Here is a 20,735-nt window from a genome sequence, read left to right on the forward strand (position 1 = left end):
TCATACAAGCACAAATGGCGATTATCTTTGAACAACGATATCTATAAATACAACCTCACTGACACAGTTTACTGAATAGACCCATCGGGGAAGCTGTCCCGTTCATCAGTACAGCTATCCCACTCAATGGGACACACGTCCCGTTCATCCATACAGCTGTCCCACTCAATGGGACGCACGTCTTGCTCATCGGTACAGCTGTACGATTCAGTGGGATACACGTCCCGATCATCCATACAACTGTCCCACTCAATGGGACNATCATCCATACAACTGTCCCACTCAATGGGACATACGTCTCGATCAGTCAGACAGCTGTACCACTCAGTGGGATACACGTCCGAACCATCCGTACAGCTATCCCACTCAATGGGACATACGTCCCGATCAATCAGACAGCTGTACAAATCAGTGAGACACATACACGCGTCCGTTCTTCAGTACTGTTTTACAGCATGTAGGTTAACAAAGTGTTCTCAGAACACTGCTGTTCGGGATATAATAAAAATATAGCGTTTGATATACCGGCAAAAGAAGGAGTTGGTGAAGAGGCACCAGTTATATTTTGCTGTATTAGAGATATTTATAGATCAAATCAGTCGCTCTTCCAATGCATATTTCCAGGTTATAAAACCTTTTTGTTCGTTATTATAATCATGCATTATCCGGCTGAAATTTTCTGGCGGTGCAGCGATAAAAGCCTGGCGACCTTGTTTCCGGATGATATCCAGCTGCTTGTCTAATTCTTTCAAGTATACTGGCAGCAGCGACAACTGCTTTTCAAAATGCCATAAGTAACTGGCTTCTTCGGTATCCAGGGTTTCTAATATCACATGGTACATAGCTTCCCCTTTAAGTAAAAACACAAAGGAGAATGGTTGAAGTACAAATCTGATTTTCAGGATGTCTCCTGCATGTTTTTCAGAAAGATAGCGGAGTTGTTGATGATGTTTGAAGTGGGACTGCTTTAGTATCTCTGCAATCAACTCTTCTCCGGTTTCATAAAGAGATTGCCCACTTTGCAGTTGGTTTATGTCCAATATATTTTGTTCAGGTAGCGGGGATTTGCTCAGCATTGTTTTTGTAACAAATCTGAATCGTACGCCTTCTATCACTTCTTTATTGATTTTCTTAAAATCAGGTGAATCAGCAGATTGTGATACCAGTTTTCCATTTTCCAGCTCCGCGTATATGGAAACAGTAACATTCGGGCTTTTCAACACTTTAATAAAATAGGGCTTTAATACATCAAATTCTGGTCTGATATCTTCATGCTCTATTTCAAATTCTACTTTCTCATCCGGCTCTTTGCAGATGTAGGAAAACCCGATGACTCCGTATCTGAATTCAAGGGATTCCACAGGAACTTTGATTTCTTTTTCTATAGTAAGAGTGTTGCTTTTAGCAACAGTACTTTCTTCTTCTACCGGATCTTCAAACAACGATATTTGACGGATTAGCTTCCTGTAATACATATTCCTCTTTAGGAAGAGCTTGTTTAGATATTCAATCCTGATATCCCGGTAGTCATAAATGACAGGTGTTATTTCTGATCTTTGTACCCGTCCGATATATTGGATCAGCTTCCCTTCAAAAGAGAAAGGATAAACCAGAAACAGACAGGTTGCATTGTCAAGATCAGTTCCTTCTCCAAAAAACTGCCCTGTGGTGATCAGGATCTGATAGTTTCCTGATTTCAGACGCTTCCATTTTGCTTCACGATCAGGGATGCTATCATCTCCACTCAAAGTAACAGTTTCGTAAGATTGTTTCAGATATTGATGTAAAGAGTCAATGTGTTCCTTACGTTCGGTTAGAACAACTGCACGCTTTCCACTACTTAGTTCTGTGGTAATATCCTTAATAATCAAATTGTTTCTGGCCGAATCATGTACCAGAATTTTAGATAAAGTTTCAAACCTATCTGTTTTATGATTAAATGGTACATCAAGAAATGTATCTCGTACAACTATCCTTGCATACGAGCGTCTGGTTATTTGCTGACTGCTTATTTCGGCTATGATATCGCCAAATAAATGGAAATGATTCTGGAGTTATTGTATTTTCGAAACGGGGTTGCAGTAAGCCCATATAAGTAATAGCTATTGAGTTGCTGAATAGTGTTGCGATAACTTTCCGCAGGAATATGATGACACTCGTCAATTAATACTGTTCCGAATGCTGTGGTAAGATCAACGTTAGATTTGCTGTCCAGCAGCTTTGCCAGACTTTGAATAGTTGCAAGTGTTACCAGTTTTCCGGGCTTATGTTTGCCCTGTCCAATTCTTCCTATTTCGTGATCAGGAATGCCGAGAAAAGTGGTAATCCGTTCTGCCCATTGATCCATCAGCTGCTTTCTGTGTACTACAATAAGTGCCGGTTGCTGTTTATCTGCAACTATTTTTAATCCAATCAAAGTTTTACCGGAGCCGGGAGGTGAAACTATAATTCCGATGTCCTTTTTTTCTGTTGCAGACGCTCCGGATTGTTGATACTCCCGTAAGGTTGCTTCAAACCTAAAGAACTGGTGAGGCTTTTTGTTGCGCTGATCTTCTAATTGGTATGGAATATTCTGCTTCCGGCAGAACCGGATTAGTCGCCCCGTAAAACCACGTGGAATAACCACATGATTTCGGGCTTCTTCAATAAGTCTGAAATAACGTTTACTTCCGTAGGTACTTTTACCCGTTTTCTGTTTGATGACAAACTCAGTATTAGCAAAGTTCAATTCTTCTCTTAAATAGTTAATGAGAAGGATAGGCAAGCCATTTCTGACTATGCTGATAACATTATTCAGCTTTATACCTAAGCCCAGATTTGTGTTTGTTGATAATACAAGATCTTCTGGCTTATCATAAAGCTTGTCTAAAATAGCTATCGGTACTCTCTGTATGGTTGTAAGAAATTGCCACTGGTTGGGGTAAGCCTCCATGTTGTCGGGATTAATGAAAACACTATTCCCTTTCTCCATAGCCGGTTTATGAAAAGGCAATGCTATGAGATTGCCCAGCCCTTTTCCAGAAAGAATGTTCTGATTGGGAAAGAGCCTGTCAAAGCTGGAGCTTTTATCGAAGGTTGAAATAACACCTGCTTGTGTTAACAATGACAGGATTATTTTTCTACTTTTTATTGCAGGGTAAGGTTGCTCAAAGAATATCCAGACGTGAGCACCGTTACCGAAACGCGAACGTTCAAGGTAAGCGGGGATATTGTTATGCTGGCAAAGAGATTGAAATTTTCTGCTGTCATCTGCCCAGTTTTCTTCATCAAAGTCAGCTGCTATGAACCACGATGTATTGTCAATCAAAAGCGGGTATATGCCGATTAGTTAGTTTCCTTGCAGATGTTTCTCTATTTGCTCTTTAGTTAAGAATTGGTAAGTCTTTTCAGAAAAATTACCGAGGGTTCCACCTCGCATTTTATGCACCTTGTACCGATATGGATCAAAATGATAAGCTGGCATGTAGCCAGACTTACCGCCTTTTTCCCAATGTAAAGCAAATAAATCTTCCCGCCCTTTGAAGAGGGGCGTAAACAATATTAAATCGTCCTGTGATAGTTGAATATTATTGTGTTTGTTTAGTACCCATAAAGTTATCCAATTATACCCAATTAGGAAGGAGGGGGATGAGACTGTATTGCTCTTTGATTCTACTTTCTGGTAAACGGTAAATGTGTTGCGCCGGGATTATTTGGTTAGCGCTTTTAATAAGTCAAGCAGCTGCTTTGGCTTTACAGTTGCCTGATCTGCTTTATCAAAAATACTTAGAAGAACTACTCGTTCGTTTATAACCTGGACAAAATATACAATCCGGGCTCCACCACTTTTTCCAGTATTTTTTGATGCTATAGCTAAGCGGACCTTGTAACAATCATGTCCTAATGGATCTATGCTTTTAATAGAAAGGGGATTTTCCTCTAATTCGTCTAATAAGGCTGAAAATTCCTGCTTAAGTGAAGGATACTTTTTTACCAGCTTTTTAAGTTGTTTATCAAAGCTGGGAATTGTTTCAACACTATAGTTCATTGAGTAGGAGGCGGGCAGAACGGGTTTTAACTTTACCTGTCTTCACTTTTTCGGCAAGACTATGGGCTTGCTTTGCTTCATGCAACTCTTCCAGAGCTTTAAGGTCTGATTTGGTAACAACCTTTGCCCCCTCAACATAAGAATATCCCTTTACACGATTGTAAAAGCTAATTCCCTGTTCAGTATCTGGTATGTCTAGAATAAGTTTCATTTGCTTACTTATACCGCATAACACGGCTTTTCCTACTACAATAATAACTTTTTTTTCGCGCAGCGGAAGCCAGTAACACCGTTAAAATTCAAGAAGCAACTGATAATGTATATTGAAAGATAACACCAGGGGTATAAGAAACTGCCACGACCGCGTATAAGGCACTTCACTTCCAGGCAAAAAAGAAGCCTGTAAGTCAGTCACTTACAGGCTTTTCGTGGTGTGAGCCGGGATCGAACCGGCGACACAAGGATTTTCAGTCCTTTGCTCTACCGACTGAGCTACCGCACCATCCTTTTCCGTTTCGGTACTTTGTTTTTCCCGTTGCGGGATGCAAAGATAAGAGAATGTTTTAATTCACAAACCTTTTTGCAGTTTTTTTATTTAAAATCCTGAAAAATAATCAGTTGATTAATTTCAGTACACCGTCCCACAGTTGTTTACGTTGTTGCAGGGCGGCCAGAGATGCTTCTGTTGCCTCTTTCCATTTGTTCCCGTCGCTTCCGCACAGTTCGCTTACCATTTCCATGGCCAGGTGGCTGTGGTGGTCGCCATCCACCTCTATATGCCTTTCCAGGTAGTACCGGAAGGTGCTTACCTGTGGGTGACTTTCAGAAAGTTCTTTTACCATGCTAATGAACATGCCTGGTATCAGGTCTTCCCGGCCGAAAGTGAAAACGGCGGCCTGCACATGTGCAGGAGCATTCTCTATAACCGAGAACGTATAATTCACGAATTGTTGTGTGCTGGCGGGTAAATTTTCTGCGGCTAAGGCCTGCTGAACGGTAGCACCGTTTTGCAGACTGTTTAAGAAGCCTTGTACGGGGACAGTATCGGCACCCATCTGGTCCATCGCTTTCAGGTACAGTTCAAAATGGCTCATGCGTACGCCATTTTCATCTATATCCGTTTCTTCACCCAGTACTATTTCGTTAATCAGGTAGCGGGTGTTGCCATTGCCCTGCGGAACCCATGGAAGGGTTACGCAGGTTAAATGACGTTGTAACGACTTCAGGAGCGACATAAAATCCCACACAGCATACACGTGCTGTTGGGTAAATGTGCGTATGTGATCTATGTTTTGCAGGCTGTTATACAGTGGGTGGTTAACCAGTTGTTCACGCACCGGCTGCAAAGCAGCCTGCAAAGTTTGTATGTGTTGAGATTCCATGGATACGTTTACAATTAAAATTCACAGTTTTTCGGCGTACGTGCAAAGGCAATTACGTCGCGGATGTTGGTCATACCGGTAACAAACAATACAATACGCTCAAAGCCTAATCCAAAGCCGGCGTGTGGCACTGTACCAAAGCGGCGGGTATCCAGGTACCAGCTCATTTCTTCTACAGGTACGTGCATTTCACGCATACGTTGTTCCAGCAGTTCCAGCCTTTCTTCCCTTTGTGAGCCGCCTACTATTTCGCCAATGCCAGGAGCCAGTATGTCCATTGCGGCAACGGTTTTACCATCGTCGTTCTGGCGCATGTAAAAGCTCTTGATGTCTTTGGGGTAGTTGGTAACAATCACTGGTTTTTTAAAATGTTTTTCTACCAGGTAACGCTCATGCTCGCTCTGCATATCAATACCCCATTTCACTTCGTACTGAAATTTCTTCTTTTTGTACGCAGGGCTGTTCAGCAGAATATCAATGGCTTCGGTATAAGTAATTCTTTCAAAACCGTTGTTCAGTACAAACTCCAGCTTTTCTATCAGTCCCAGTTCGCTGCGTTTATCCTGTGGCAGTTGCTTTTCTTCTTCCACCAGGCGTTGCGCCAGAAACTCCAGGTCTTCGCGGTTATGGTCCATTGCGTACTGAATAATGTACTTAATGAACTTTTCGGCGAGGTCCATGTTATCTTCCAGATCATAGAAGGCCATTTCCGGTTCAATCATCCAGAATTCAGCCAGGTGTCGCGTTGTGTTACTGTTTTCCGCACGGAAAGTGGGCCCGAATGTGTATATCTCGCTAAAGGCCATGGCACCAAGTTCTCCTTCCAGCTGACCGCTTACGGTAAGGTTGGTGCTTTTGCCAAAGAAGTCTTCTTTAAAGTTTACACTGCCGTCATCATTCAGTGGCGGATTGGTAGCAGGCAGTGTGGTAACGCGGAACATTTCGCCCGCACCTTCGGCATCGCTGGAGGTGATGATAGGCGTATGCAGATATACAAAACCCTGTTCGTTAAAGAATTTATGTACAGCAAAAGCCAGGCTGTGTCTTACGCGGAATATGGCACCAAAGGTGTTGGTGCGGAAGCGCAGGTGCGCTATCTCACGTAAAAACTCAGGGCTGTGTCTTTTGGGTTGCAGCGGGTATTTTTCTGCATCACTGTCGCCCAGTATATCCAGCTGTTTTGCTTTTACTTCTACTGTTTGTCCTTTACCCACGCTGGCTACCACTTCACCTGTAACACGCAGCGAAGCCCCGGTGGTAATGCGTTTCAGCGTAGCATCATCCAGCTGACCCAGTTCAACCACAATCTGAAGATTATTATTGGTACTGCCATCGTTTAACGCTATAAACTGATTGTTGCGGAAAGTACGCACCCAACCCATTACCGTAACTTCCTGGCCTATCGTGTCGCCGGCCAGCAATGCTTTAATTTTTACTCTGTTGTTAAACATTGTACCAATACTTTAGAAATGTGATTTTTTAATAAACGGCTTATGACAACCGAAAAGTCAGCAAAGATAGTTTACTGTGCGGTGCAGAAAATTCCGTTTTTGGCTTCTATTTACCTAAAAATTTGCTAACAACTGATAATTTTTTGCGGTTTTAAAACATTTTACGTTAACATTGCAATTGGAAACAAGCTGATTTGTTCAATGCCACTGCCTCACAGCTCGCCTGTTTTCTTTAAATCAATCGGATTTTTCTTTCAACTTTATTATTGTTAAAACGTAATTAAACGATTTACACACTCACTTCTTTTTTACATTTACTATGTATGACATTTTGCAATTGAACGACATGTTAGTTCCTGAATTGCTTGATATTGCCGAGCAACTACAGATTGCCAACTCCAAAAAATTAGATAAGCAGGAACTCATTTACAAGATACTCGATAAACAAGCGGTTATGGCAAGCGAAAAAAAAGACACCTCAGCCTCTGCTGACAAAGGAAAACGCAAGCGCATTGTAAAAGCCAGCACAACTAACACTACTGAAGAAGCCGAAGTAATGACCGAAGCTCCCAAACACGATAAAGCTGCTACAGCTGAACCTTCCGGATCTGATGTTAAAAAACGTGTTCGTAAGGCTGTGAAGTCTGAGAATGCATCAGAAGAGGAAGCACACGAAGCGGAAGCAATTGCTGAAGAAGCACCTAAAGCAAAAGCCACCAAAGCTGCTCCTGCACCGGTTGCAGAAGAAGAGGATGAAGATGATGCAGAAGGTGAAGAGCCACGTAACGGCCACAGCAATACAAAGCCACAATACAAATACGAAGAAACTACTCCCGAAGATATGGCCAACATGCTGGCTCTGGCGGACTTGATTGCCCCCCAGCTGGCTGACAGCGGCCCCAAGCCGATCATCTATAAAAAAGAGAAGGAAAAAGAACCTGTATTCAACATCGAGTTTGATGGTATTATACAAGGGGAAGGTGTATTGGAAATGATGCCTGATGGGTATGGTTTCCTCCGCTCTTCTGATTACAATTACCTCTCTTCTCCGGATGATGTCTATGTTTCTCCATCACAGATAAAATTATTCGGTTTAAAAACCGGCGATACTGTATACGGTTCTGTTCGTCCTCCTAAAGAAGGTGAAAAATATTTCGCTCTGCTGAAGGTGGAAAGTATTAATGGTAAAGGTCCTGATGAAGTGCGCGACCGCGTTCCTTTCGATTACCTTACTCCGTTGTTCCCTTTCCAGAAACTGAACCTGTTTACTACACCTTCTAACTACAGCACACGTATCATTGATCTGTTTGCCCCTATAGGTAAAGGTCAGCGTGGTTTAATTGTAGCGCAGCCTAAGGTGGGTAAAACCGTACTGCTGAAAGAAGTAGCCAACGCCATTGCACAAAACCACCCGGAGTGCTATCTGATGGTAGTGCTGATTGATGAACGTCCGGAGGAAGTTACCGATATGGAGCGCAGCGTAAAAGCTGAAGTAATTGCTTCTACGTTTGATGAGCCTGCTGAAAAGCACGTAAAGGTTTCTACCATTGCTTTACAGAAAGCAAAAAGACTGGTAGAGTGCGGTCATGATGTAGTTATTCTGCTGGATTCTATCACCCGTCTGGCACGTGCACACAACACTGTGGCACCTGCTTCCGGTAAAGTATTATCCGGTGGTGTGGAAGCAAACGCAATGCAGAAACCCAAGCAGTTCTTTGGTGCAGCCCGTAAAATTGAGCATGGTGGTTCATTAACCATTCTGGCTACTGCACTTATTGAAACCGGTTCTAAAATGGACGAGGTTATCTTTGAAGAATTTAAAGGTACCGGTAACATGGAATTACAGCTGGATCGCCGCCTGGCTAACAGACGTATCTATCCTGCTATCGACCTGGTTTCTTCTTCTACCCGCCGCGACGATCTGTTGCTGGAGAAAGAAGTATTACAGCGTATGAACCTGCTGCGTGTGTTCTTAAACGACATGAATACCGAAGAAGCAATGAACGAATTGCTGAAGCGTATGCGTGGTACCAAAAGCAACGAAGAGTTTCTGGCCAGCATGAACGGTTAAAAAGTACTTACTAAATCTTACAATAGAAAACGACCGGCATTAAGCCGGTCGTTTTGTTTTATGATATTGTCTTGTAATCCAGTTGAAGTAAGCCTTTGTTGCTGTATACGTACTGCTACAGCAGATCTCAGACCATAGCATTTCGCTGATTTATTAAGGCAACAGCGTAGTATCAAAAAGCTTCAATATCCGCTTGTATTCATCTGTCCAGCTGCTGGGCTCTACAAATCCATGATCTTCCATAGGGTAGGCAGCCAGTTCCCAGTTGTCTTTTCCCAGTTCAATCAGCCGCTGACTTAAACGCACCGCATCCTGAAAATGTACGTTTACATCTACCATACCATGGCATATCAGCAAATGGTTTTTTAAACCTGCTGCAAAATTGATAGGGGAGGAGCGGGCATAAGCAATGGAATCTGTAAATGGTTCATTCAATATGTTAGAGGTGTAACCGTGGTTATAATGGGCCCAGTCGGTAACAGGGCGTAAAGCTGCGCCTGCTTTGAATACATCCGGCTGTGTAAACAGCCCCATCAGCGTCATAAACCCGCCATAGCTACCACCGTAAATACCTATTTTTTTTGCATCAATACCCTGTTGCTTTACCAGATACTGAGCGGCATCTACTTCATCATCCAGGTCTTTTCCACCCATGTAACGGTAAATGCCGGTACGCCAGTCGCGGCCGTAACCACTGCTGGCGCGGTAGTCAATATCCAGTACGGTATATCCTTTATCTGCCAGCAGGTTATTAAACATATATTCTCTGAAATACTGGCTCCACCAGTAATGCACGTTTTGCAGATAACCCGCGCCATGTACAAAAATTACGGCTGCGCCGTTCTTTTTACCACTGGCCGGTTCATAAATACGTGCGTAAATATTCTTGCCATCACGGGCAGGTATGGTAAATATTTTAGTCTCGCGCCAGGGGTAAGTTTTAAAACTATCACTGGCAGCAAGTGTGGTTACCTGTACAGGCTTTTTGCCAGGTGCGTTTTCCTGTATATATAATTCCCAGGGTTTGTTAATGTACGAGTATCGGTAGGCAATATACTTTTCATCGGGCGACACACTGATGTCGTAACCACCTTCCATAGTGGTAATCTGCTGCTTATCGCTGCCATCGGCTTTTATGCGGTACCAGTGCTGCTTGCCGGGATGTGTTTCGTTGGTAAGCAGATAGAAATGTGTTTTTGCAGTGTTCAGCTTAACATCCTGCACTTCATAGTTGCCCTGTGTAAGTGCTTTTTTCTCGCTGGTATTGATGTTGTAGGTATACAAATGAGCGTAGCCCGTAGCCTCACTCTGGAAATAGAAGGTAGTGCTGTTAAGCCAGTTCAGCGGACCGCCATAACCTATACCGGGGCCACCTACCCAGGCTTCATCACGTTGGCGGTCGGCCAGTGTTAATTTACCTGTAGTAGCGTCCAACAGCATTAACCAACGGTCTTTGTTATCCTGCGATCGTATTTCCAATACAGCAGTGGTGCCTGCATCATTCCACACCAGGTTGTTTACCGCTACCGGACGGGGTGTTGGCTTATCACGTGCAGCAGTTGAATAGTCTTTGGTGTAATCCGGCACATCCGTAATGCCGGGTATAGAATCTGTACTTACTGCTATAACAGTGTCTCTTTGCGTGTCAAACACAAAAAACTCATGCTTAGCCTGCACAGCGCCTACTTTGGTGCGTGCAGGAATATCTGCTGTAAAGCTATTTTCTGTTACATAATTAGGTACAATAGTGGTTTTGGCACCGGTAGCTGCCTGTGTTAACCGGTAGGTAATAAACCGCCCATCCGGGCTTATCTGTACACTGCTCAGGGCTTTCTCACCTATTTTAATGGTTACAAGGGTATCCGTTTCTTTAATGGTTTTCAGAAAGGTTTCGCGAGCTTCTTTTTTCTCTTTCCGCTCTCTCACAATTTCCATCAGCCGCAGTTCATCCTGTTGCAGCCATTGCTCCTGGCGGTTGCCGGAAGCTTTGGGTGTACCGGCACCGGTACTGCTGCTGGTAGCGGTGGCGCTTCCACCACCAAAGCCACCACGCCCGCGGCCGCCACTACCTGCGCCACCCGCAGCTGGTGCGGCAGCAGGTGTTTCGCCTGTCCGACTGAAATTAGTAAGCTGTTCTGTTACTCCTGTTTTAATATGCCAGGCATACAGGTTCTGGTTACGGAGGTAACTGATATATTCATCATTTTTAAAAAAGGCAGCGCTGTTTTCGCTTTCCTCTGTATGGGTAATACGGGTGGTGTTGCCTGTTTTTACTTCCAGCAAAAAAAGATCGCCTGCCCAGGTGTACACGATGTGGCTGCGGCTTTTGTTGTACTCACCACGCCCTATGGCGGCTGCCAGTTGCGATTGCCGGTAGCTGGCTTTTTCTGGTTTACTACCGCTTACGCCCGTGGTATACACCGAGTCGGAAATGGCTTTGTCCGGATTCCAGTCGAAAAAAAGACTTTTGCTGTTGTAATTCCAGAGGATGTTAGACGGGGAGGTGCCAATCCATTTAGGATCGCGCATAATTTTTTCCACCGTAAGGCTTTGCGCCATGCTTTGCTGTGCACCGCACAGCAGCAGGCAACCTGCCAGTAGTTTTCTCATAATGTATGTTTTACTTACTAAAACTACAGTATGAGCCGTAATAAATATGCTTTGTTAGGCGAAAGGCAATTAGTTTAATGCCACTTGTATTTGCGGTAGAAGTTTTCTTTTACATCTATCATCCACAAAATAGTATCCTGTTTAGCACCATTGCTGGCGGTATCCAGTGTGGTAATCATAGCAACCTGCGAGGTGTCTGCCCAGGTGGCGTTAACTACATGCAGTGAGGGGCCGGCAAATAATACACGTGCTTTTTGGTTCTCTTTAGGATAAATCACAGATACTTCTGTATCGGGTTCTCCTTTGGCTATAATTGATTTTCCGGTGGTATCTTTTACTATCACACCACCATATGAGCCAATATCCAATACATAAGCGCTATCGGGCGACCATTTCAGCACACTGGCATAACGCGTAAAAAAGTCTGGTGTTAAATTGGCCGATCTTTTAGCTGTGCTATCCTCTACCCAAAATGATATCAGTTTAAAACCGCTCCAGGTAAAGCCTCTGGTTTTAAAGTTTTCGGTAATCCAGGGGTCGTTCATATTGTCAAATACCATAACACTGTCTTCCTCTACAATGCTTTGGGCAGTTTGGGTACTATCCAGCTCAATGGCTTTTTCCTCTGCCTTTTCATTATTGCATTTGCAGCTGGCCACGGTTAACATGAGCGCAGCAACAGTGTAAATGGTAAAATTGCGCATACGGTTTTGATTTTTAGCTATAGCAATTTATCAATTTTCTCCGCCAGTTCCCTATCTTTTTCCGTTACAACGTCTCCGGCATCATGGGTACTCAACCATATTTCCACCTTATTATAACTGTTGGTCCACAGCGGGTGGTGGTTCATGCCTTCTGCCAGTTCTGCCACGCTGGTCATAAAAACAAAAGCCTCCTTAAAGTCTGCAAATTCAAATTTGCGGTACAATTTGTTGTTGTTTTCCGTCCACATAACTGCTGATATTGGTCATAGGTTAGCTGATTGCAAAAACCATACGCGCTAATCTTCCGCGCTATTTTTCATTTTCATCAGTACAGACCAGGCATTTTTTACCACCAGTTGGGTGCTGTCGGAAATATTTTCCCCCTCAATTTCCGTCCAGCCTTTTTCCGTAATACCTGCTTTCACCTTCACCATATCAAAAATATGATTGCCTTTACATACATACACATAGTGTGCATTCTGCCAGCGAACCACCGCCTCTTCCGGAACAGCCAGCGCGTGCTGATTTTTTACCGCAATAGCTGCATTCATAAACATACCCGGTAACAGGGTTTTGTCGTACTGCTCAAAATGGCAATGCACTTCTGCGGCGCGGTTGTTATCCAGACTACGGCTGATGAGGATAATTTCTGCTTCATGTTTTTCATCCGGTTTATCATTGGTATAAGCCATTACTTTCTGCCCCTCACTCAGCTTAGCCACGTCTTTTTCAAACACGGTCAGGTTCAGGTGAATATCCTCGGGGTTAACCAACTCAAACAATACATCGGTTGGAGAGGTATACTTGCCCATGTTTACATTTACTTTGCTTACAAAGCCGTTGATGGGGGAGTAAATATTCACGCTTTTAGAAAGATTGGAATCGTTCAGTTTATCTGTATCAATACCCAGCAGCGACAATTTTTGCTGTAGTGCTTTTACCAATATGCGTTGCGATTCCATTTCTGCTTTAGCCTGCTGAAAAATTTTGTCGCTGCTCGCTTTGCTCGCATTCAGTTCCTGCTGGCGGTTGTATTCGGCTTCTGCGTAGGTAAGTTTTGCTTTAGCGGTAAGATAATCCTGTTGCAGCTGAATAAACTGCATGTCTTCCAGCACAGCCAGTACCTGGCCCCTGTTTACGTGCATACCCGGCAGCAGCGTGGTTGATTTTAAATAGCCACCCAGCGGAAAGCTTACACTAATCATGTTTTGCGGTGGTACATCAATAGTGCCGTTTACAGTAAGTGTGGTAGCAATGCTTCTGCGCGATGGCTCGCCAATAGCAATACCACCATTCTGCATCTGTGCATCGGTAAGGGTTACCGTGTTACCTATCTCTTCTTCTTTTTGCTGCGTGTTAGCTTCCTGCTTTTTGCTGCCGCAGGCAGTAAGTAAAAATGCAGTGGCTATGGGCAATATATATCTGCTGATCATAACTGAATTAATTATTGGTGAGTTTTTGAAGGGTGATAACAGACTGGTTATATTGGTTTACCACTTCCAGATATTCGTTGCGGATGCTGATGGTTTGGTTTACCAGCAGCGTCCATTGCAGGTAATCAATTTCGCCGTTTACAAACTGCTTATCGGCAGTGGTTACAATAATCTGTGTATTGGGCAATGCCTGGGTGCTATAGTATTGCAGGCTGGTAGCATACTTATGCACTTGTTGCTGCGCATTCAACACCTCTGTTCGCGTTTGTTTTTTTACCAGCTCGGTATGTGTTTGCAGGCGTTGCCATTCTGTTTTACCAGCCGCCGCACGGGCGCTCTGCGCCCTGCTGAACAGCGGTATACCTATACCCGCGTTTACATAAGAAAGACTGTTACCATACTCAGGCTTCATGCTTTGTATATTGTAGCCTACTAAAAAATCGGGCAACAGCCTTGCTTTCTCCACCTTCCATTGCCATTCTGCTGCATTGGCCTGGTGTTGTGCCACCTGCACCGCCGGCAACTGGTTAATGGCAGCAGTATCTGCCAACACACTGCCTTCGGCCAGCAGCGCGCCAGCCTTCGGCTGGTAATACACACTATCGTTCAGCAGCAGGTTAAACTGTTGCAGGGTAATCAGTATATCACTCTCCAGCATGGTTAACTGGTTCTGTATCTGTAGCCGGTAAGTCTGTGCCGTGGTTTTTTCCAGCAGATTACTTTCGCCGGTTTTAAAACGTAATTCTGCTTTATCTGAAAACAGGTGATAAATGCTATCTGCGTATTGCAGCAGTTTTTTCTTTTCCTGTAACAGCAGGCTTTCGTAAAACAGGCGTTTAACTTCTGCATGCAGCTGTTGTTGGGTAAGCAGGGTTTGTGCAATAGTTTGCTGATAGTTTTCGTTCAGCGCTTTTTTCTGATTACTGTACACCGCAGGAAAACTGAAGGATTGCATTACGCCAAACTTAGTATCGTTATACGGGTTGTTAAACTTACCGTAGTCTGCCAGTACCTCTGTTTTAGGTAAATCCAGCCAGGCTTTGCGCAGCTGCATTCCGTGTTGCTGCCCCAGCTTTGCCTGTTGTAACTGCAGGTTGCTGTTGGCAGCAACCGCCAAACTTTGCTGTAAGGTAATGGGCTGAAAGCGCATGGGCTGCTGTGCCTGTACCTGGCTACCTGCCAGCAGTAACAGCAGTGTAATTACTACCTCTGTCTTTTTCATTTTTTTCAACTTTCTGTTTTCAGCTGCCATAAACAGCGCAGGTAATACAAACAGCGTTAACAGTGTAGCAGTAATAAGCCCGCCTATTACTACAGTAGCCAGTGGCCGTTGTACTTCTGCACCTGCACCATTGCTTAATGCCATAGGCAAAAAGCCGAGTGAGGCAACGGCCGCCGTCATCAATACCGGTCGTAAACGGTTTTTGGTGCCTTGTAATACTACCTGTAGTATATCATGTTCGCCATCTTTAATCAGCCGGTTAAACTCAGATATCAGTACTATACCATTTAGTACCGCTACACCAAACAAGGCTATAAAACCCACACCGGCAGAAATACTGAAAGGCATATCCCGCAACCACAGCGCGAATATGCCGCCTATGGCAGAAAGGGGTATGGCAGTGAAAATAAGCACCCCCTCTTTTACAGATTGGAAAGCGAAGTATAACATCAGGAATATCAGAATCAGCGCTACCGGTAAAGCAATGCTTAAACGTTGTTTGGCCTGTTGCAGGTTTTCAAAAGCACCACCGTAGGTGGTGGAGTAGCCCGGTGCCATTTTAAGCTGACTGTTCACTTTCTGCTGTAGCTCATCTACTATACTCTGTACGTCCCGGCCGCGTACGTTAAAGCCAACAATAATTCTGCGGCGGGCTTCTTCGCGTTGTATCTGTGCAGGCCCTTCCGTTTCTTCCACCAACGCCAGTTGACTTAAGGGCACCTGCGTACCGGTGGGGGTTGCAACCAGCAGGTTGTTTACATCTTCCATACTTCTGCGTCCTTCTATACCGGCGCGCACTACCAGGTCAAAACGTTTTTCGCCTTCATAAACCTGCCCTGCGGCGGCACCGGCAAAGGCAGCATTAATAGTGCGGTTTACATCCTGCACATTCAGGCCATACTTGGCTATTTCATTGCGGTTGTAATGAATAACAATCTGCGGCATACCGGTAACGGTTTCTACATACATATCAGCCGTGCCTTTTACGGTGTTGGCAATAGCAGCCAGCTTACCCGCATACATGGCCAGGCTATCTAGGTTTTCCCCGAATATTTTACAAATCACATCCTGTTTGGCGCCCGTCATCATTTCATTAAAACGCATCTGTACAGGATACTGAAAGCCGGTGGTAACACCGGGTACAGCTTCTACCTGTTCACTCATTTTATCTGCCATCTCCGCAAATGAAGAGGCAGAGGTCCATTCCTTTTTATCTTTCAATACAATAATCAAATCACCGCCTTCAATAGGCATAGGGTCCGTAGGTATTTCAGCACTACCCACACGGGTAATTACTTTCTCCACTTCCGGAAAACTGTCCAGCAGTATTTTACTTAACTGCTGCGTGGTTTTGATAGTGGTGTTAAGGTTGGTGCCGGTAAGCAGGCGGGTTTCTACGGCAAAATCTCCTTCTTCCAGCTGGGGTATAAACTCGCCGCCCATGGTAGAGAACAGGGCAATAGCACCCACCAGTAATACCAGTGCCGCCATAATAATAGAGTTACGAAAATGCAGTGCGCCAGCCAGTGCCATTTTATACACGTTTTCCAGCTTTGCCATCATCTTATCTGCAAACGTATCCTTATGCGAAATTTTTTTGCTCAATACCAGCGAGCTGATCATGGGTACATAGGTGAGCGATAATATAAACGCCCCTATAATAGCAAAGGCTACTGTCTGCGCCATAGGCTTAAACATTTTGCCTTCAATACCCTGTAGCGATAATATGGGCAGGTACACAATCAGAATAATAATCTGCCCAAATACCGCCGCATTCATCATGCGCGAAGCGCTACTGGTTACCTCAGCATTCATCTGCTCCTGTGTAATAACACCGGAAGCAGAATAGGCTTTTGATTTATGCAGATGGTGTAAAACTGCTTCTACAATAATCACTGCACCATCTACTATCAGCCCAAAGTCCAGTGCGCCTAAACTCATAAGGTTACCACTTACTCCAAACGCATTCATCATTATAATGGCAAACAGCATAGACAGCGGAATAACGGAAGCCACTATAAAACCTGCGCGCAGGTTACCTAAAAACAATACCAGTACCAGCACTACTATCAGTGCGCCTTCTACCAGATTTTTTTCTACAGTACTAATGGCGTTATTCACCATTTTAGTACGGTCGAGAAAGGGTTCTATTACAATACCCTCCGGCATGGTTTTCTGAATCTCGGCAATACGTGCTTTAACGTTCTTAATAACTGAAGAGGAATTTTCGCCTTTCAGCATCAGTACAATAGCGCCAGCTACTTCGCCCTGTGTATTGTAACAGAGTGCCCCATAGCGGGTTGCCGCACCAATCTGCACTTTGGCTATATGCTTAACCAGCACAGGGGTGTTGCTGCTGGTGGTTTTTACCACAATGTTTTCAATATCTGCAAGATTGCCTACCAACCCTTCGCTGCGGATAAACAATACAGACGGCCCTTTTTCAATATAAGCACCGCCGGTGTTTTCGTTGTTCGTATGCAGGGCGTTGAATACATCGGTAATGGTAAGGTTAAAGGCTTTCAGCTGTGCAGGGTTAACAGCTACTTCATATTGCTTTAAGGCGCCGCCAAAAGTAGACACATCGGCAACCCCTTTGGTGCCCAGCAGCTGGCGGCGTACCATCCAGTCCTGTATGGTGCGCAGGTCGGCCAGTGAATATTTGTCTTCATAGCCTGGTTTGGCACGTACTACGTACTGATATATCTCTCCCAAACCGGTACTAACGGGGGCCAGTTGTGGTGAGGCTGCAGTTTCGGGCAGCTCTACTGTTTGCATACGTTCGCTTACCTGCTGGCGCGCGCGGTAAACGTCTTCCTCATCGTTAAACACCATGGTTACAATAGAAAGCCCAAAGCGCGAAAGGCTGCGCATTTCTATTAAACCGGGAATATTGCTGTTGGCCTGTTCAATAGGAAAGGTGATAAGCCTTTCCACATCGGTAGCACCCAGCGATGGGGCAGAGGTAATTACCTGTACCTGATTGTTGGTAATATCTGGCACAGCATCAATGGGCAGACGTGTAAGTTCAAATACGCCGTATACTATCCAGCCTATCATCAATAACCCAATGATTAATTTGTTCTCTACCGAGAACCGGATAATCCTGTTCAGCATGTTTATACACTGTTATATATGGTGGCAGCCTGCCTGTGGGCATGGGTAATACCAAAGCGTACAGCAATGCGGAATACCGCGTTATCTGCTACGGATTATACACGCACACCATGGTGCTTGCCGGAAAAAACAAAAATGGATAATGGATACAAAAGGCAGCAATCAGCACTGTTGCCGTGGTGGCTGCCATATATCTGCCAGATAGCAGGAGGGGAGAGAAAACTGGTTGTATAACCGGAACCGGTTGGTTACAATGGCCACCGGGTGGTTCAGTTCTGTATAACCGGTATTGTTGTGCTGAAAAGCAATGGTCATATGCAGCTGGCATTCGCAGTTGCGGAAGGGAAGTTGCCTGTCCTCCGCATCATCATTATCATTGGCATCATGCCCCAGATAATGCATATCAATAAACCGGAAAACGGTCAGCTCGCTGTTCTGCTGCTTGTGTTGCAGAAAATGGGTGATAAAAGCGCCTGTTTTAAACAACTCGCACAGCTCTGTATTAGAATACAGGTGCATGAACAATAATAATATAACAGTAAGCTTTTTCACCGGGGTAAAGGTAACCTGGTTTTTAAAATACCAGGTGTCCCTTGTTTCTTATTTTTTCGTTAGTTAATTCTGCCACCATTTGTACCCCGCTGATGCTTTTAATGGTTTGCACCATTTGTTTACAGTTATCCTCATCTACAAAATCGCCCTTCATCAGCCATAAAAAGTCCATATGCCTGAATTCGGGCAGCAGGTATTCCCCGTCAAAATGGTTATGGTACAGGTAGTGACTTAAAAAACTGTTGCGCACTTCGTGCTGGTATACCGGAAAGAAATAGCTGCGCTCTTTACGGCGCAGATGTATTTCAATTTCCGGGTTTAGCCGGAAGCTGTAGCCCAGCATATGGTTTAACTGCCAGCAAAACTGGTAGTTTTTAACAGTAGCAGTTATACCCAGCAGCCTTGTGTCGGTAAAAAAATCGTCTGTCAGTTCGTCAATGTTCAGCTTCAGCTTCAAGGCCGTAGGGGTATTTAAAATTGAATAGTATACGTTTTTTCGGTGTTACCGCGTTTCAGGCGCAGGGTAGTGCTATCTCCTTTTTTAAAGTTACGCAATGCCTGCATGTACGATTGTACATCTACAAACTGGTAGTCACCCAGTTGCAAAAGTACATCACCTGCCTGCAATCCCGTTTTTTCTGCCAGTTTACCTTTACTCACCGCCTCTATACGCATGCCCGTGCCGGAAAATCCGTAGTCGGGCATTACGCCCAGTGTTACCGGCAGGTTAACCGTACCCATCTGCGGCTCGCTGGTTTTATTAAACGGCAGCGCTCCTCTGGGGGCAGTGGTGGTAATTACCTGTTGTATGTACTTTACAATCTCCAGCTCGCCGGGGTAGTTGATCTTATCCCAGTCGTCAGTGGCTTTGTGGTAGTCTTCATGGCTGTTGGTAAAAAAGAACAATACCGGTATATCTCTGCGGTAGAAAGAAGCATGATCGCTGGGGCCTGCACCCGTGCTATCGAATTTTATCACCAGATTGCCGGCCGGCACGCTGCTTAACACCTGGCTCCATACAGGGGAGGTGCCATAACCGCCAATAGTCAATTTTTTATCGGGGTTATAGCGGCCCACCATATCCATATTAATCATGTAATTGGGCTTACCGCTTACAGTGGGGTTATCCAGCCAGTACTTACTACCAAATAATCCAAGCTCTTCTCCTGAAAAGGCAATGAACAAATAGTTATTGCTTTTATCACCGCTGGTTTTCAGCAGTCGCGCCAGTTCCAGCAGTGCTGCAGTGCCGCTGGCATTGTCATCAGCACCATTGTGTATTTCGTGGGTAGTATCCAGCGCGTTTTTATCCTCACCATGTCCCAGGTGGTCGTAGTGCGCGCCCAGTACCACGGTTTGCGCGGCATTGTTATTAATATAACCCACTACGTTACGTGCCTTGCGTTGGGCAGGCACCATTTTCACTTTCACTTTTATGGAGAAAATAGCAGTGGCGTCAGCAAAATATTTTTTCAGTCCTCTGGGCGTAAGGTATAACACCGGCAACGCCACAGACTTGCTCACCTCATTTTTATTAAACAGAATATTATCGTTCAGCTTGCTGCTGTTGAATATCACCAGTGCTTTAGCTCCTTTTTTGCTGGCGTGCAGTGCCTGCTCGCGCAGAATATTGTCTATCGCAAAATGCGGATTGGTCTTATTCTCGTCCAGTATATCTTTCACATCCCAGAACCAGGGCTCCCCTTTTTCGCGCAGATCCAGCGAGGCAGAACCCGATGCCGCGCCTTCGGCGCTCCAGGCCAGCGGAAAATAATCCAGATTCAGCGCCATTGGCTTATCGTTCACCACAAACTGGTTTTCTGCCTCAGGCAGTTGTTTGCCTTCGTTGATGGTAAATTCCTGCACATAACCATTGGTGCCTTTTGGCTCCAGGCCGGTTTTGGTAAAGTAGTTACCTATGTACTGCATAGCCAGTACTTCGCCCTGCGAGCCGGTTCTCCGGCCTTCCAATGCATCACCGGCCAGGTATTGTACATGCGCCTGCAAGTTGGCAAGTGTTTCTTTGTCAGCTTTTTCCTGCGCTCTTTTCTGTTTGCGCGATTGTGAATACGTAAGAGTGGGGCAAAGGGTAATGATGAGTAATATCTTCTTCATGCGTACAGTGGAATGAATTGGTAAAAAGGGTCAGGTGACCTTGTTATTTTG

15 protein-coding genes, 1 tRNA gene and 1 pseudogene are annotated in these 20,735 nt (G+C 44.7%); 1 reads left to right on the forward strand and 16 read right to left on the reverse strand.

The annotated features are described in order from the left end of the window. Positions 1–590: 590 nt before the first annotated feature. The 8 genes and pseudogenes from IEY13_RS30245 to asnS all read right to left on the reverse strand — a co-directional run bounded on the left by IEY13_RS30245 (position 591) and on the right by asnS (position 6,860). Complete coding sequence (locus IEY13_RS30245; protein ID WP_229688053.1) at positions 591–1,871, reverse strand: DEAD/DEAH box helicase; 1,281 nt, start codon at positions 1,869–1,871, stop codon at positions 591–593. Positions 1,872–2,017: 146 nt separating this feature from the next. Beyond that, on the reverse strand, positions 2,018–2,626 hold the full coding sequence (locus IEY13_RS30475) for a DEAD/DEAH box helicase (protein WP_373287039.1): 609 nt from the start codon (positions 2,624–2,626) through the stop codon (positions 2,018–2,020). A 258-nt stretch (positions 2,627–2,884) separates the two neighbouring features. Further along, positions 2,885–3,538 (reverse strand): annotated as a pseudogene (locus tag IEY13_RS30480) (TOTE conflict system archaeo-eukaryotic primase domain-containing protein); the annotation flags it as partial. A gap of 150 nt (positions 3,539–3,688) precedes the next feature. Then, positions 3,689–4,027, reverse strand: a complete 339-nt coding sequence (locus IEY13_RS28135) for a type II toxin-antitoxin system RelE/ParE family toxin (RefSeq protein ID WP_188958844.1) — start codon at positions 4,025–4,027, stop codon at positions 3,689–3,691. Next, positions 4,017–4,238 carry a hypothetical protein gene (locus IEY13_RS28140; RefSeq protein ID WP_188958846.1) on the reverse strand — a complete coding sequence of 74 codons (222 nt, stop codon included), beginning with the start codon at positions 4,236–4,238 and terminating at the stop codon, positions 4,017–4,019. The genes IEY13_RS28135 and IEY13_RS28140 overlap by 11 nt, the downstream gene beginning before the upstream one ends. Before the next feature lie 218 nt (positions 4,239–4,456). Then, positions 4,457–4,529: transfer RNA gene (locus IEY13_RS28145), tRNA-Phe, on the reverse strand. A 112-nt stretch (positions 4,530–4,641) separates the two neighbouring features. Then, positions 4,642–5,409: a DUF3050 domain-containing protein gene (locus IEY13_RS28150; protein ID WP_188958848.1), complete on the reverse strand. Its 768-nt coding sequence runs from the start codon at positions 5,407–5,409 to the stop codon at positions 4,642–4,644. A gap of 14 nt (positions 5,410–5,423) precedes the next feature. Beyond that, the gene (gene asnS, locus IEY13_RS28155; RefSeq protein WP_188958850.1) at positions 5,424–6,860 is read right to left on the reverse strand and encodes an asparagine--tRNA ligase; all 1,437 of its coding nucleotides are present in this window, start codon (positions 6,858–6,860) and stop codon (positions 5,424–5,426) included. Between the two features lie 319 nt (positions 6,861–7,179). Between asnS and rho the strand changes: the two genes are divergently transcribed. Beyond that, positions 7,180–8,931 (forward strand): transcription termination factor Rho, encoded by a 1,752-nt coding sequence (rho, locus tag IEY13_RS28160; RefSeq protein WP_188958852.1) that lies wholly within the window; start codon positions 7,180–7,182, stop codon positions 8,929–8,931. Between the two features lie 153 nt (positions 8,932–9,084). On the opposite strand, the gene IEY13_RS28165 is transcribed toward rho, so the two are convergent. The 8 genes from IEY13_RS28165 to IEY13_RS28200 form a co-directional block, all read right to left on the reverse strand. After that, on the reverse strand, positions 9,085–11,541 hold the full coding sequence (locus IEY13_RS28165) for a S9 family peptidase (protein ID WP_229688056.1): 2,457 nt from the start codon (positions 11,539–11,541) through the stop codon (positions 9,085–9,087). 74 nt (positions 11,542–11,615) lie between these two features. Further along, positions 11,616–12,245 carry a hypothetical protein gene (locus IEY13_RS28170; protein WP_188958854.1) on the reverse strand — a complete coding sequence of 210 codons (630 nt, stop codon included), beginning with the start codon at positions 12,243–12,245 and terminating at the stop codon, positions 11,616–11,618. Between the two features lie 17 nt (positions 12,246–12,262). Then, a complete protein-coding gene (locus tag IEY13_RS28175) occupies positions 12,263–12,493 on the reverse strand; it encodes a 4a-hydroxytetrahydrobiopterin dehydratase (RefSeq protein ID WP_188958856.1) in 231 nt (76 codons plus the stop codon). 48 nt (positions 12,494–12,541) lie between these two features. Further along, complete coding sequence (locus IEY13_RS28180; protein ID WP_188958858.1) at positions 12,542–13,678, reverse strand: efflux RND transporter periplasmic adaptor subunit; 1,137 nt, start codon at positions 13,676–13,678, stop codon at positions 12,542–12,544. A 7-nt stretch (positions 13,679–13,685) separates the two neighbouring features. Beyond that, positions 13,686–18,017 carry a CusA/CzcA family heavy metal efflux RND transporter gene (locus IEY13_RS28185; RefSeq protein ID WP_188958860.1) on the reverse strand — a complete coding sequence of 1,444 codons (4,332 nt, stop codon included), beginning with the start codon at positions 18,015–18,017 and terminating at the stop codon, positions 13,686–13,688. 162 nt (positions 18,018–18,179) lie between these two features. Beyond that, positions 18,180–18,536, reverse strand: a complete 357-nt coding sequence (locus IEY13_RS28190) for a hypothetical protein (protein ID WP_188958862.1) — start codon at positions 18,534–18,536, stop codon at positions 18,180–18,182. Positions 18,537–18,591: 55 nt separating this feature from the next. Beyond that, positions 18,592–19,026, reverse strand: coding sequence for an IPExxxVDY family protein (locus IEY13_RS28195; RefSeq protein ID WP_188958864.1), 435 nt, complete (start codon positions 19,024–19,026; stop codon positions 18,592–18,594). Between the two features lie 14 nt (positions 19,027–19,040). Then, positions 19,041–20,684 (reverse strand): M20/M25/M40 family metallo-hydrolase, encoded by a 1,644-nt coding sequence (locus IEY13_RS28200; RefSeq protein WP_188958866.1) that lies wholly within the window; start codon positions 20,682–20,684, stop codon positions 19,041–19,043. Between the last annotated feature and the right edge of the window lie 51 nt (positions 20,685–20,735).

This window comes from Filimonas zeae (genome assembly GCF_014641615.1).
Taxonomy (GTDB): domain Bacteria; phylum Bacteroidota; class Bacteroidia; order Chitinophagales; family Chitinophagaceae; genus Filimonas; species Filimonas zeae.